Source organism: Amphibacillus jilinensis Y1 (genome assembly GCF_000306965.1).
Taxonomy (GTDB): domain Bacteria; phylum Bacillota; class Bacilli; order Bacillales; family Amphibacillaceae; genus Amphibacillus_C; species Amphibacillus_C jilinensis.
In genome coordinates this window covers 499,488-513,124 of sequence record NZ_JH976435.1, presented here as the reverse complement: position 1 = coordinate 513,124, position 13,637 = coordinate 499,488, and the positions used below count along the sequence as shown (strand labels likewise).

The window sequence follows — 13,637 nt, the reverse complement described above, 5'->3', positions numbered from 1 at the left end:
TATTTTGAGGTGAGTGTTTTACGAATGGTTATCTGTGATAAATAAACACCTCAAAAGCTAGATTTGTTATTCTAACTTTTGGGGTGTTTATTTAATGTTCTTATCATCATCTTTTGTAGGCTTTATTGCAAAAAAAGTAATCACTACCGCAAGTGCGCTAAGTGAAGCAAGTATAATATATAGCATGTGAATCTGTTTCATGATTAGTGCAATAATGGGAGGCCCTGCAGCCACTCCTAGAAAGCGCATACTACTATATAATGAGGTCACTGTTCCTCGTATATCTTTTTCTACCCCTTCAGTAATCAATGCATCTAAACACGGTAGAGACAAACCAATACCTAATCCGGCTATAGATAAAAGTACCGTAATGAAAACAATACTAATTTGTTCATTAGTAATAAACAGCAACGGTACAGTAGATGCGAGATTTCCAATCAAAATTAACCACTTCATTATAACCTTATTTTCACCAATCTTTTTCCCTGTCACATACGATGCTATACAGAGCGATAACAATGGAATGGCCAATAATAAACCTTTATAGACACCTTCTATCTTATATTGTGATTCAAGTAATGATGAAAAATGAAATAATACACCAAATAAGACAAACATGTTGATACATCCGATAATAAATGTAGCGACCAACCAACGTCCATTTGTTTTTAAAACAGCTTTTAATGAGTTGATAAAAGTTGCAAAAGTCTGTTGCTCCGCCTTATTATCCTTTGGTGCTTTAACTAAAAATAACACAAGTAATACAGCAATGAAAGAAAAAGCCGGAATAAAAATAAAGGGTAAATACCAAATCACCATGGCCAGTAATGCACCAATAATTGGACTTAGGACTTTACCAAATGTGTTTGACGTTTCAATAATACCTAAGCCCACACTGACATCTTTTTCATCTTTATACATATCACCAACAGTTGGTATAACAACAGGAAATGCCCCTGCCGCCCCGATTCCTTGTAAAAATCGTCCAATAAGTATAACGATGTAAGGGGATGCCATCAACCAAGCTGCAATAGCCGATACGGCACCTCCTATACCTGTAATTATTATACTTGGTATCATAACTTTTTTACGACCAACCTTATCTGATAAATAACCGGCAATAGGAATCAGAAAAATGGCAACTACAGAGTAAACCGTAATAATGAGACTGGATTGAAAACTCGATATATCCAACTCTTTCTCAATGATTGGCAAAACTGGGATTAGCATCGAATTCCCTAATGTCATAACTAACGGGATTGACGCAAGTGCAAGTAAATCTAATTTTTTATCTTTCATCATTTCCATCCATTCCATAGCTTTTCAATTATCCTGTTTCTATTCTTAGCATAATTGAAAACTTCATACCTAATCTTGAATGAGCTGATGACTATTTAAATATCTCGACAAGCCCATGCATCAATTTCAACTTTGAAGTTTGGAGCAGCTAAAGCGACAACATACAACATCGTTGTACAAGGTATATGATCACCCAAGAACTGACTAACAACTTCCCTTCTCTTATCTGTATCAATATCCCCTACTAAGTAAAAGACAAGTTTAGTTAAATCTGTAATCTCCATATTGGCAGCACGTAAGTTTTTCTTTATATTATCAAGCGCTATCTGAAGTTGCTCAATCGGATCTTCAGGCAAGCGACCATCGGCAGCCATACCTAATTGGCCAGATAAAGTTAGCCACTGTTGAGGTCCGGTTACTTCAATTTGATGAACATAGGCTGCAACAGGATTATGTACGTCTTGAGGATTCCTAACTACTTTCATTTCATCATTCCTTGAACAAATATATATATTATAATAACATAAACAAACGGTTTTTTACATATTTTTCATATGCAGTTACTCAAAACGACAACTTTTCTGTTACATGTTATGACATTATATTACACAAACCCATGATTTTAAAAACCGTCAATAGGAAAATACATATATTTTCTCTTTATAAATAGAACTTAACTATAACTATTTTCATATAAAAACCATGACTTTTGGTACAGAAATAGCTATATGGTAAAATATTCAATCTGTGTTACAAAAATGCCATGCTATGATGTAATCGAATCAAAATATAAAGGAGTGTAGCATATGTTAAGAAAAATTGCAGGAGTTATTGTAGCAACAATAGTAATACTAGGGTTTTCACAGAACCCAGTCGTAGCATCTCAATCAAATCATTTGAGCTATAGTGATTTTGATCAGTTAAATAATTGGAAAGAATCGTTTCACATTTATTTTAATGATCTACAGGAAAATGAAGTCGTTGTTGTTGATGAAGACAAACAAGAACACTCTGATTCTAATCAATCTAATGATAAGAAAAAAGCATCGGTAGATGAAGATGTAGAACAAGACGCAAGTGAATTAGAGGCTTTTGAAGAGGAAATAATAGAGCTGACAAATCAAGAACGGACAGATCAAGGCCTAGATCCACTCGTTGTAGATCAATCACTTAGTTCAGTTGCCCGAGAGAAATCGAATGACATGGCAGTTAATAATTATTTTTCTCATCACAGCCCAACTTATGGATCACCCTTTGATATGATGCAAGCATTTGATATAAGTTATCTAGCGGCTGGAGAAAATATTGCGAAAGGTCAACAGACACCTGACGATGTTGTTCAAGCTTGGATGAACAGTGAAGGACATCGTGCCAATATTTTAAACGAAGATTTCACGCATATTGGAGTAGGATTTATTGAAGAAGGTTATCATTGGACACAGATGTTCATTAAGAGGTAAAAACGAACCTTCAAGCGCTTAACTCAAAACATTAGATATGCTTTCTCGTTTAAGAATGATCTTTTATAGACAGCGGTCTTTGATAAAATAAAACTTTTTTTAAAATAACAAACAGAGATAGCAACTAAGCTGTCTCTGTTTGTTCTAGCGTTAATAACATCCTCTTCATAGCTAATCCAGCTCGAAAACCTGATAATTGACCACCTTTTCTGATCACCCTGTGACAAGGTATAACAATTAACAGTGGATTTGCTCCAATCGCTCTTCCTACTGCCCTTACCGCTGTGGGACGATTAATCATTTTAGCTACTTCACCATAGGTCATCGTATGTCCATAGGGGATATCTTGCAGGGCACGCCAAACTGATTGTTGAAAAGCCGTACCCATTGGATCAATTTCAAACGTAAATGTTAACAAGTTTCCAGATAAATACCTAATGAGCGCCTGCTTGTATCTCGTTAAATGTTGATGGTCTTCAACCAAATCGTAGTCAGGCAAATGTTTATTTAACCAAATGATAATTTCATCAATTGGTTGATTGGGCGAACCAACATAACATAGACCTTTACTGGTTGCTACAATAAAGTACACCGCTTCTTTGAACGTAAAGGAACTATAGTAAACAGCTCTACTATCACTTTCTCCCACCTTATCTCCCCCTTACATTTAAAAAGTTTGTTTTACTGTAATTGCATGGTTGTTATACATGTATTGTCACCTTCGAAAGTTGAGATTTCCTGCTCAACGGTTTTACCATCCTTAGCTATCGTAACATGATAGGTCTCATCACGTGGCAACCATATATCGATGAAACCATTCTCCATTGAAGTGACTTTGTCATTAACAATGACCTCTCCTTTTTGGTCCTCAATAGATAAGTCAAATGTTTGATTGACAAGCTCACCTTGGCAACCTGTCAGGCTATGCACTGCACAAGGATGTGTCTCGTCGGCATAAGGAGCAATAGAAACAAAAAAACGCTCTTTTGGTAATTGATAGACACGTTCATTATCATCTTGGTCATTCACAATAAGTTCATGTGATGTGATTGAAGCATCTTGATCATCATGACGCCCTAAACTATAATCTGAGACCAGTTCCTTAATCTCTTCTGCTTCTAACACCCGATCATCGTCTTTGTCAAACATAAATAAATAGACACTACCGGCGATTAATAATACGACCAATGATGTGAATATATAATAATAAAGTTTTTTATTAGACAATCTAACACACTCCTTTCATAATGGATTCATTTTAACATAAATTCAAATGCCACTATTAGCTTAAAAAGATTTGTCATTAAAATTTAATAGATTAGCCATCATTCGACATCTGATTCCAATCGATTAACCTTATCCGACCAATAATTAATACTCAATCTATCGGAAATAGTTTCTTATAAAAAACCTCAATTTTATTCATTAAAATAAGTCAAGAAAGGATGAAACGATTGGTGAACAAGATGCATTTCTTTTTCTAATCGCTGTTACTTGTGTAAAAAGATCTGGTTCGTCAATTTGATAAGAAGTGATGTGATCAGGCCAGTAAAGCTTAACAATCGATTCAGGAACTAATGCAATTCCAATCCCCGCTTCTGCCCACATCATTGACGTTCGTGCGTCATCATTAAGACACTTGATAACCGGTTCAAGTCCATGCTTTTGAAAAGCTGATGTAATGACATGTTCCATTCTTCGATAGTAAATAAGTGGTTGATCTTTCAATTGATTAATTGAGATCTTACCATGTTTACCCATTAAATAATGTTTGGTTGTCACTGCAAGCATCGGCTCTTCTTTTAGGTTGTGACAAATGACATCATCAGCCTGAAATGGCGTGCGTACGATAGCTAAATCAATTTCGTCTCGATTTAGCTTTTCTAATAATTCGTATGTATTGCCCTCATGTAAATCATAGGTAAGGTCAGGATACATACGATTAAAAACTTGTAATCTATTATGATACAAAGAAGCACCAACCGATGAAATAGTTCCTATTCTTAACGTACCTGATTGATTATTTTGAAAATGATCAAGTTCATGAATCGTCATGCGTGAAAGGGCAACAATGCTATTTGCTCGTTTGTACAGAATTTTTCCAGCCTCTGTTAATTTCACCTTGCGTGCTCCTCGTTCAAACAACTGAACATGCAAGCTATCTTCTAACTGTTTCAATTGTACACTTAACGGCGGCTGTGAGATACCAAGTTTTTTAGCTGCAGCAGATATGGTACCATTCTCTGCTACGGCAATAAAATATTGCAATTGTTTAATATTCATAGTGCGACCTCAGCAAAATTAAATATCATACCTATAGCGGCAGCGAAAGCAATAAACACAACCGGATGGAGATTTTTAATTAATCGAACATGATTAGACAAATAAAACAACACAATCGCTAGTAGTAATGCTCGCCAATTGATCAAATCAATAAACGATCCGGTGATTCGAAATAAGTCAACATGAACTAAATCAATCATAACAACCGCAAAACCTGCTGAGGCAATAAGTGCTGTTGATGCTGGTCTTAAACCGTGAAAGGTAGCTTGAATATACTGATTATCTTTGAATTTATTTAAAAATTGAGCAACGACAACAATAATAATTACTGCTGGTGTAATCAAACCAAGCGAAGCGACAATGCCACCGGGTATACCAGCTGCCATGTACCCTGCATATGTTGACATATTAATACCAATTGCACCAGGCGTTGATTCAGAAATCGCAATCATATCAGCCAATTGCTCATAAGTAAACCAACCTGTTCGATCTGAGATATCATATAAGAAAGGTAATGTAGCTAAACCACCTCCGACAGCAAATAAACCCACTTGTAAGAACTCATAATATAATTGCAAGTAAATCATTTTAATCGCTCACCTCTTTGTGTTTTTGTCAATAATCCGATAACACCTGCACCAATAACAAATAGGACGGGAGACAAACTTGTAAATATAGATAAAGTGAAAATAAGTAAAAAGATAAGTAAACCGGTCTTATCAACAACTGATTTTTTCCACAACTTAATGACTGCATTAAGAATTAGCACATAGACGCTAACTCGAATGCCAGCAAAAGCATTTTGCAAAACGATAGAATCTTCAATATTATTCATAAACATGGCAATAATACTAATAATGATAAGTGAAGGAAAAATAACGCCAAAAGTCGCTGCGATCCCACCTAAGGTACCTCGATGCCTTTGCCCAATAAAAGTAGCTGTATTAACAGCTATAATACCAGGTGTTGTTTGCCCAATTGCATAATAGTCCATTAATTCTTCAGTTGTTGCCCATTTTTTTATTTCCACGACCTCTCTTTGTAAGATCGGGAGCATCGCATAGCCTCCACCAAATGTTAATCCACCTATCCGAGCAAACGTTATAAAAAGTTCAAATAAATCTTTCAACAAACCACCCCTTTAGATATACTTATATAATATATTTTATCGATTCAGTATACTTTTTTGATATATATAATCTTATAGTGGGTTTAGCTTATTGTCAATCAAATAAACAGAACCTTCTCTCTATTTTGAGACGGACGTTTTTTAAGAACACTTATCTGTAATAAATAGAGTCCATCTAAAAACAACAAGTTTTTCTACCTAAAACTTAATATGCAATAAAAAAAGGCCGCTTAACATATAATCGTCAAACGACCTTATGCAATAGCAGATCATGTTTATAGTGATTATACCTTTTTTATCAGACTCCTGTACTTAACGAGAAGGTTTCATTGATTCAGGAGCTTTTAATCACCCTTATTCTTATTTGATATAATAAAAACTAGGGTAGCAAAGCTAATCATGATGACTAAACATTCATAAACCGTCATGTTGGCCACCTTCCTTTCAAAAGGCATAACCGCAATCATGTCTAAGCTATTGCTAGTACTAGTATAGTAAAACGATTAAATTTTGTGCGATATAAAAGCCATGATTTAAACGATTTGTATGTTTAAACCATGGCTTTCATTTATTAATATTAGAGTTGATTAGGCACTTTCTATCTAGCTTTATACTTTATCATATATCTTCATCATCAAAGTCATTGAGGTAGGGTTCAAATTCATCTGAAGCCTCCATACTATAATCATATTGTGTTAAATTCACCGGTTCGTCATCTTGGTAATCTAATACTTCAGCCACATAGGGATGAAAAAACAATTCGTAAATACCAATAGCAACCGCTGAAAGGAAAGACGCTGTTAACGGGTCACCACCAACCGTTAATAGATCAGCGAGTAGATAAATAACAGCAAATGCAATAGCAAAATCAGCCAGTGCTGCTATTAAGTTATTTGTTCGCTTCAAGATAACTAAATCTCCAATATAGTAAGCAATAAGACTAACCACGTTAATGGCTAAGATGGAGCCCACCGCCATACCATAACCAATGCCTAAAACTAAATATAAGAGAACAAATGACGCAATAAATTTAATCACGATTAATTTAACATGTTCCATACCAACACCTCCATGACTAGTATGTGATTCAATCCTTTATTTATACATCTTTATATAGAAAATAATGTTTATACTTGTTTGCAATTTAATGTATAAAATAGTCGTGTTTATAAAAGAATAAAGCTTGAATAAACGATAAGGAGTGTTTTTATGGGTATTATGCGTGGGAATCCAAAGAAGGATCCATTACATTATGGAGAGGTATTTAGCATATGGTCCTTCCTATTAGCTGCAAAAGGAAACTATGTTACTTATCAAACGTTGAGCAACCATACTGGTGATCAAGATTTGTACAAATTATTAGATGATCTTATCCGTGGTCTACAACAAGAAATTGAAAGTACCGAAGAAATTTTGAAAATTAACGGTGTTAGTTTGCCGCCTACACCACCGGAACGCGCTTATGCTGATCTTGAAGACATCCCTAGTGGTGCTCGTTTTAATGATCCAGAAATTAGTGCAGCCATCTCAGCTAACATTGCTCAAGGTTTAATTAGTTGCAGCACGATCATGGGACAATGTTTACGCGAAGACATCGCCACGCTTTTCGGCCAATTCCATATGAATAAAGCGCAAATGGGTGCGAAAGTATTACGATTAAATAAAGAAAAAGGTTGGATTGTGCTACCTCCTCTACACATTAAAGCACCTGCACTCGATTAACTAAAAAACGAGTCAGATCTATTAACTGACTCGTTTTTTATCAATCATAACCTGTTAAATGTTCAAATAATCGATTGGCCACTTTTCTAGCGTATACGCCATTTCCCAAAACAAATATTCATATTGACTACTTATCATAAAATGCTCTTTCATTCGATGACGATCAGCAGTTGATACATGTTCAGCAATCTCATCTAATCGGTTAATTTGCTCCTCTACTAATTCTTTGAACCAGTCAGATCCATATGTTTTAATCCATTCTTGATAAATCGGTTCATTCGGTTGTTTATCTTTTAGTTGTTCCCCTATCTCATAATAGAGCCAATAACAAGGCAAGATAGCAGCAATTACATCCCCTAGGTGACCAAATTGCGCTGCACGATACATATGAGAACTATAAGCATATGCCGTGGGTGCAGGCTTAAATGTTTTTTGCTCTTCTTCGGTAATCTTTAATAATTTTGAAAAGGTACGATGTAAAGCCATCTCAGCTTCATAAGTGCCTTGAGCGTGAATAGCCATTCGATGGGTGACTTCTAAAGAATCTGCCATAGCCCCACCTAAAGATTGAACGCGAGCAAAGGTGGATAGATAGTAAGAATCCTGCATCACGTAATACCGAAAGCGATCTAATGGTAAAGTTCCATCTCCAACACCTTGTACAAATGGATGATCAAAGCTAGCTTGCCAAATTGGATCGGCTTCCTGTCTAATTTCTTCTGAAAATTTCATTGTCCTTCTCCTCCCATAAATGACAAAAACCACTCCCCCTACAAACGTAAGAAAAGTGGTGATATAACAAGGATCAAACAAGGTGACCCGCCACTTCCCTACGCTAGCCTAAACTAGATCAGGTTCCAAGGGTCTCGAAGCATTACTTCAATCTCAGTCACTACAAAGGTGACACCCCTAGTGGTAATTGCTCTATTAATTTTTTCACTATTTACACCATAACATGACGGCAATAAATGTCAAGCCCTATTTCATAACTTTCCAGACATCATTTGTGTAGCTGATTGGGTCCTCTACTGGTAAACCTTCAATCAATAAAGCTTGGTTATATAAAATATTGGTATATGATTCAACCTTATCTTGATCTGTTTCAAAAGCAGCTTTAACCGATTGGAAGATTTCATGGTTTGTATTAATTTCTAATACTTTATCTGCTTGAATACCTTGATTATCAGGCATCATACTTAAAACTTTCTCCATCTCAATTGAAATATCACCTTCATTACTTAAACAAACAGGATGTGTTTTCAATCGTTTAGATCGACGAACATCACTAACTTTATTCGAAAGTATATCTTTCATTTTATCAAAAATAGCTTGATCTGTTTCTGAAACAGATTGTTCTTCATCTTTATCATCATCTTCTAAGCCAAGATCACCACTTGATACAGATTTAAATGACTTGCCTTCATATTCAGCAAGCATTTTAATCGCAAATTCGTCAATATCGTCTGTGAAATATAAAATTTCATATCCTTTATCTTTAACTATTTCTGTTTGTGGTAATCTTTCGATTCGAGCATTAGTTTCACCAGTAGCATAATAAATAAATGGCTGCTCTTCTTTCATTCTTTCTACATATTCTGCTAGCGTCACTAATTTTTCTTCGGTTGATGAATAAAAAAGTAATAGATCTTTTAATGTCTCTTTATTTTGCCCAAAATCACTATAAACTCCATATTTAAGTTGGCGACCAAATGCTTGATAAAACTTCTCATACTTTTCACGTTCATTACGAAGCATTTTAGTTAATTCTTGCTTAATCTTTTTAACAAGATTTTTTTCAATTAACTTTAATTGTCGATCGTGTTGAAGCATCTCTCTAGAAATATTTAACGACAGATCTTCTGAATCAACTAAGCCCTTCACAAAGCTGAAATAATCAGGTAGTAATTCAGGGGCTTTATTCATAATTAAAACACCATTTGAATATAGTTCCAATCCTTTTTCGTATTCAGCAGAATAATAGTTGTAAGGAGCTGATTCAGGAATATACAAAATGGCCTGATATCTAACGTTACCGTCGACACTTACATGAATATACTCTAGTGGTTGATCGAATCCATAATGTTTTTCATTATAAAATTGATGATAATCTTCATCAGTTAGTTCAGCTTTATTCTTTTTCCAAATAGGAACCATACTATTAATCGTTTTATCTTCAATCACCGTTTCATAATCATCTTCGGAACCTTCTTTAAGTCTTTGCTCTGACACTTCCATCTTAATAGGGTAACGTATGAAATCAGAGTATTTTTTAACAATGGTCTGAAGTTGATGAGGATCAAGAAACTGATCAAAGTCATCGTCATCTTCGCTTTGTTTAATGGTCAATGTAATATCTGTACCGATCGTTTCCTTATCGCATGATTCGATACTATACCCATCCGCACCTTCAGAATGCCATAAATAAGCCTGGCTATCTCCCAGTGCTTTTGATTTAACAGAGACTTCATCTGCCACCATAAAAGCAGCATAGAAGCCGACACCAAATTGTCCAATAATATCATGGCCATCTTTAATTTCATTCTCATTTTTAAAAGCTAACGAACCACTTTTTGCAATAATACCTAAGTTGCTTTCTAATTCGTCCTTGGTCATCCCTACACCTGTATCAGAAACCGTTAACTGACGCTTCTCTTTGTCGACGTCGATTCTTATGTAATAATCCGATTGATTAAATGTAATAGACTCATCGGTTAAAGCACGGTAGTACATTTTATCAATTGCATCACTTGCATTTGAAATTAATTCTCGTAAAAAAACTTCTCGTTTAGAATAAATTGAATTAATCATCATATCTAACAAACGCTTTGATTCTGCTTCAAATTGCTGTTTAGCCATTTCAATCTCCCTTTCAAAATAAAATATTGAATTAGCACTTTAAAGTACTGAGTGCTAACATATATTTTTTAACATAGAATAACAGGCTTGTCAATGTTCAACACGATTAAAATGGTTCTAAGTCAACAAAAAATCATCATCTCCTGACTAAGCGGGAAATGATGATTTTTATAGTTAATGCTGTGAAGCTGTACAACCTAAGTTATGATTTCAGTTAATTCCGAATGTAAGTGTTTATATTGTGTAGATAATGCGTCAAACCATGCTTTGTCATTTGTTAACAAGGCAAGGTCGATCAATTGCTCTAGTTCCGCTAGTGTATAGCGTGTAAAAGGTGTTTCTCTTTCAAGTTTGTCTAATTGTACTTGAATGCTATGACCAGCCAGCAAATGATTATCACTTGTTACGACACGAAGTTGTAACACCTGATTATTCCCTGTGTGCTTTTCAACATAACCATGAATACGTTCACCTTTACTCGATTGCAATTTAACCCAATCACCAATTTGCACTTGTTGCTTGTTTTGCGTTCCCATGCTTTGACACCACCTTTATTGTAAAATGTGTATTCCCTATATAATTGACAGAATAGTTCGAATCATCAATTAAAATAGTTAATAGTTATTTTATGCATAAAAAGTATTTATGTCAATAGTATTGCACAAATTCTTCTTTTAATAAGTGTGTTTTTGTGTTCTTCTTCCACTGATTGATCGTTGCGTGAATCAGGCCATTACAGCCGTTACCTCTCCCCTAAATAGATAAGCTTGACTTTATTTCACTCAATATCATTTTTTGAATAAACGTTATTGTCAGTGCATGACATTTTTGGTATAGTATAATCACATTTACTTCAATCAATTATTGAAGTGGGTATAGAGGTGCAAATTAAGATTAGTACATGATGATGAGATAGGTAAGTATCGATGAACATCATGAAAAGGCTTGTTTGCCGAAGTAAAATAAGGCTTATCCTTTATTTCGCTGGTATAGGGTTGAACAAATACTATACTGTCATATAGTTGTTAACTATATGGAGGGCTATCTCACGCATCATAGATGAGTCATTTTATTGATGCAGCTGCCGATTGCTTTCGTGCGCTGTTTTTTGTGCTTTATTGATGGTTTTCTGAGGTAGCCTCTCATTCGTTCATGACGGTTTCAAATACGAATAAGAGGTGAATTTTTATGAATTTTGGAAGGTTATTAACTGCATTGGTTACACCATTTAACAACAATGGGACGATCAACTATCAATTGACTACGCAGCTCATCGAGCACTTACTTGAAAACGGAACAGATGGTTTTGTTGTTAATGGAACAACAGGTGAATCACCAACTTTAACATCAGAGGAGAAAGCCGAGTTTCTTCAATTTGTTATTAAACAAGTCAATCATCGCGTTCCTGTTATTGCTGGAACTGGTTCTAATAACACCCAAGCGTCAATCTTTATGACTCAACAAGCAGAAACGCTTGGAGCAGATGGTGTCATGCTCGTTACACCATATTATAACAAGCCGTCTCAAGAAGGTATGTTTCAACATTTTCGAGCGATCGCTCAATCGACTTGTCTCCCAGTAATGCTTTATAATATACCTGGCAGAACGGTTGTAAAGCTAGATGTAGACACGATTTTACGTCTAGCTGAGATTGATAATATTGTAGCTATAAAAGAAGCTACTGGGGACTTAGATGCAATCAGTCAAGTGATTGCAAGTACAGCTGATGATTTTTATATTTATAGTGGTGATGACGATTTATTATTACCCATTCTATCTATCGGTGGGCATGGGGCTGTATCCGTTACATCACATATCGCTGGTGATCAGATGCAGGATATGATCAGTACCTATAATCGAGGAGATATTAAACATGCGAATATGATTCAACAACAGTTGGCACCATTGATAAAGGCATTGTTTATTGCTCCTAATCCAACAGCTGTAAAAGCAGCTTTAACTTTAAACGGTTTTAATGTCGGAACCGTACGTCTTCCACTCGTGCCTTTAAATGAAGTAGAATATAGCATAGTAAAAGAAGCGCTACGCATGATTAAAACTAAGAAAGTCGGATAATCTACAATAAAAAACTAATGCATCTTGCTAAAGTACAAGCGATGTGTTAGTTTTTTATGTATTTAGACCTAACCATCTTCCTAATTAAAATTGGTTCTCTCTCAAATGTGGTGGTGTAATGTTCACTCCACCGTTCATCTTTGTTAAAAGCTTACTAAGCCGCAGAGGAAATATACTCGCTTTCCGCGGACGAACGCCCAAGCCTCCTCGCAAAGACAGCTGTGGGGTCTCGGTCGCCCGTTTTTCCGCAGGAGTCTCGCATATTTCCTCTGCTATGTACTATTTCAAACGAGAGCCTTTTTAACCTCTTGTTGCCATAATATTTTATGTTTCAAACGTTGAAAATTTTTGATGCCAAGAGTCTCGCTTTAAAACCTTTATCGTATTGTTTATGCCTTCGATATAACCATTATTAAATGGATACATGAACGATTGTAAGATCGCTTGTTTCCAACGTATAAACGTTTTTCTTACGCGGTGAAATGCATTAATGTTAGAAGCACGCTTCCATTCTAGACATGCCGCCATTCCTTTTCTAGCTGTCTTCTCATCACTTGTCTTAAACCATTCATCTAATTTGTTCTTTAACTCATACGCTTCTTTTAAGCGTGGATCCATTTGTAAAAGCTTCTCAACCTTTTCTCGTCCTTTCCCTGACAATTTATAAGGGGACTTCCACAATGACTTCTTACTCCATTTCATATGAATCCGCACTCATAGCCCCTCTCTTTTTCTATTGTCTCGACAACTTTAGGATAACAAAGAGAGGGAGAATGAGTGTGTTTTTTTGCACACTATCACGATAGAGGACA

At 35.4% G+C, this 13,637-nt stretch carries 14 protein-coding genes, 1 pseudogene and 2 riboswitches; of the genes and pseudogenes, 3 read left to right on the top strand and 12 right to left on the bottom strand.

The window, feature by feature from the left end; all coding sequences use genetic code 11:
* Nucleotides 1-87: 87 nt before the first annotated feature.
* Both B494_RS0109325 and B494_RS0109320 read right to left on the bottom strand, forming a co-directional pair.
* The gene (locus B494_RS0109325; protein ID WP_033193601.1) at nt 88-1,299 is read right to left on the bottom strand and encodes a bacillibactin exporter BcbE; all 1,212 of its coding nucleotides are present in this window, start codon (nt 1,297-1,299) and stop codon (nt 88-90) included.
* Nucleotides 1,300-1,394: 95 nt separating this feature from the next.
* A complete protein-coding gene (locus B494_RS0109320) occupies nt 1,395-1,784 on the bottom strand; it encodes a RidA family protein (RefSeq protein ID WP_017472128.1) in 390 nt (129 codons plus the stop codon).
* 321 nt (nt 1,785-2,105) lie between these two features.
* Here B494_RS0109320 and B494_RS19180 point away from each other — a divergent pair, with 321 nt between their 5' ends.
* Nucleotides 2,106-2,759 carry a CAP domain-containing protein gene (locus B494_RS19180; protein ID WP_017472127.1) on the top strand — a complete coding sequence of 218 codons (654 nt, stop codon included), beginning with the start codon at nt 2,106-2,108 and terminating at the stop codon, nt 2,757-2,759.
* 124 nt (nt 2,760-2,883) lie between these two features.
* Here the strand turns inward: B494_RS19180 and B494_RS0109310 are convergent, their stop codons facing one another.
* From B494_RS0109310 to B494_RS0109285, 6 genes are all read right to left on the bottom strand, one after another.
* Nucleotides 2,884-3,408: a methylated-DNA--[protein]-cysteine S-methyltransferase gene (locus tag B494_RS0109310; protein ID WP_017472126.1), complete on the bottom strand. Its 525-nt coding sequence runs from the start codon at nt 3,406-3,408 to the stop codon at nt 2,884-2,886.
* A gap of 32 nt (nt 3,409-3,440) precedes the next feature.
* Nucleotides 3,441-3,986, bottom strand: a complete 546-nt coding sequence (locus B494_RS0109305) for a CueP family metal-binding protein (RefSeq protein WP_017472125.1) — start codon at nt 3,984-3,986, stop codon at nt 3,441-3,443.
* A 198-nt stretch (nt 3,987-4,184) separates the two neighbouring features.
* Complete coding sequence (locus B494_RS0109300) at nt 4,185-5,042, bottom strand: LysR family transcriptional regulator (protein WP_017472124.1); 858 nt, start codon at nt 5,040-5,042, stop codon at nt 4,185-4,187.
* Complete coding sequence (locus B494_RS0109295) at nt 5,039-5,629, bottom strand: chromate transporter (protein ID WP_017472123.1); 591 nt, start codon at nt 5,627-5,629, stop codon at nt 5,039-5,041. The genes B494_RS0109300 and B494_RS0109295 overlap by 4 nt, the downstream gene beginning before the upstream one ends.
* The gene (locus tag B494_RS0109290) at nt 5,626-6,171 is read right to left on the bottom strand and encodes a chromate transporter (protein ID WP_017472122.1); all 546 of its coding nucleotides are present in this window, start codon (nt 6,169-6,171) and stop codon (nt 5,626-5,628) included. The genes B494_RS0109295 and B494_RS0109290 overlap by 4 nt, the downstream gene beginning before the upstream one ends.
* A 618-nt stretch (nt 6,172-6,789) precedes the next feature.
* On the bottom strand, nt 6,790-7,230 hold the full coding sequence (locus B494_RS0109285) for a YndM family protein (RefSeq protein ID WP_017472121.1): 441 nt from the start codon (nt 7,228-7,230) through the stop codon (nt 6,790-6,792).
* Between the two features lie 150 nt (nt 7,231-7,380).
* Here B494_RS0109285 and B494_RS0109280 point away from each other — a divergent pair, with 150 nt between their 5' ends.
* Nucleotides 7,381-7,893, top strand: a complete 513-nt coding sequence (locus B494_RS0109280; RefSeq protein ID WP_017472120.1) for a DUF3231 family protein — start codon at nt 7,381-7,383, stop codon at nt 7,891-7,893.
* 54 nt (nt 7,894-7,947) lie between these two features.
* Here the strand turns inward: B494_RS0109280 and tenA are convergent, their stop codons facing one another.
* From tenA to B494_RS0109265, 3 genes are all read right to left on the bottom strand, one after another.
* Nucleotides 7,948-8,625 (bottom strand): thiaminase II, encoded by a 678-nt coding sequence (gene tenA, locus B494_RS0109275; protein ID WP_017472119.1) that lies wholly within the window; start codon nt 8,623-8,625, stop codon nt 7,948-7,950.
* Between the two features lie 78 nt (nt 8,626-8,703).
* A riboswitch (TPP riboswitch) is annotated at nt 8,704-8,814 on the bottom strand.
* Nucleotides 8,815-8,871: 57 nt separating this feature from the next.
* Nucleotides 8,872-10,749, bottom strand: coding sequence for a molecular chaperone HtpG (gene htpG / locus B494_RS0109270; RefSeq protein ID WP_017472118.1), 1,878 nt, complete (start codon nt 10,747-10,749; stop codon nt 8,872-8,874).
* A gap of 197 nt (nt 10,750-10,946) precedes the next feature.
* A complete protein-coding gene (locus tag B494_RS0109265; RefSeq protein WP_017472117.1) occupies nt 10,947-11,285 on the bottom strand; it encodes an IDEAL domain-containing protein in 339 nt (112 codons plus the stop codon).
* Nucleotides 11,286-11,617: 332 nt separating this feature from the next.
* Nucleotides 11,618-11,801, top strand: a riboswitch (Lysine riboswitch).
* A 136-nt stretch (nt 11,802-11,937) separates the two neighbouring features.
* On the opposite strand from B494_RS0109265, the gene dapA reads away from it, so the two are divergent.
* The gene (gene dapA / locus B494_RS0109260) at nt 11,938-12,825 is read left to right on the top strand and encodes a 4-hydroxy-tetrahydrodipicolinate synthase (RefSeq protein ID WP_017472116.1); all 888 of its coding nucleotides are present in this window, start codon (nt 11,938-11,940) and stop codon (nt 12,823-12,825) included.
* 284 nt (nt 12,826-13,109) lie between these two features.
* On the opposite strand, the pseudogene B494_RS19900 reads toward dapA, so the two are convergent.
* Nucleotides 13,110-13,536: pseudogene (locus B494_RS19900) on the bottom strand (ISL3 family transposase); the annotation flags it as partial.
* Nucleotides 13,537-13,637 lie beyond the last annotated feature (101 nt).

Excerpts from the sequence above, each read along its gene's own strand:
- dapA (WP_017472116.1), top strand. The coding sequence starts at position 11,938 with ATGAATTTTGGAAGGTTATTAACTGCATTGGTTACACCATTTAACAAC.
- B494_RS0109285 (WP_017472121.1), bottom strand. The coding sequence starts at position 7,230 with ATGGAACATGTTAAATTAATCGTGATTAAATTTATTGCGTCATTTGTT.
- B494_RS0109325 (WP_033193601.1), bottom strand. The coding sequence starts at position 1,299 with ATGAAAGATAAAAAATTAGATTTACTTGCACTTGCGTCAATCCCGTTA.
- B494_RS19180 (WP_017472127.1), top strand. The coding sequence starts at position 2,106 with ATGTTAAGAAAAATTGCAGGAGTTATTGTAGCAACAATAGTAATACTA.
- B494_RS0109280 (WP_017472120.1), top strand. The coding sequence starts at position 7,381 with ATGGGTATTATGCGTGGGAATCCAAAGAAGGATCCATTACATTATGGA.
- tenA (WP_017472119.1), bottom strand. The coding sequence starts at position 8,625 with ATGAAATTTTCAGAAGAAATTAGACAGGAAGCCGATCCAATTTGGCAA.
- B494_RS0109265 (WP_017472117.1), bottom strand. The coding sequence starts at position 11,285 with ATGGGAACGCAAAACAAGCAACAAGTGCAAATTGGTGATTGGGTTAAA.
- B494_RS0109300 (WP_017472124.1), bottom strand. The coding sequence starts at position 5,042 with ATGAATATTAAACAATTGCAATATTTTATTGCCGTAGCAGAGAATGGT.
- htpG (WP_017472118.1), bottom strand. The coding sequence starts at position 10,749 with ATGGCTAAACAGCAATTTGAAGCAGAATCAAAGCGTTTGTTAGATATG.
- B494_RS0109320 (WP_017472128.1), bottom strand. The coding sequence starts at position 1,784 with ATGAAAGTAGTTAGGAATCCTCAAGACGTACATAATCCTGTTGCAGCC.
- B494_RS0109295 (WP_017472123.1), bottom strand. The coding sequence starts at position 5,629 with ATGATTTACTTGCAATTATATTATGAGTTCTTACAAGTGGGTTTATTT.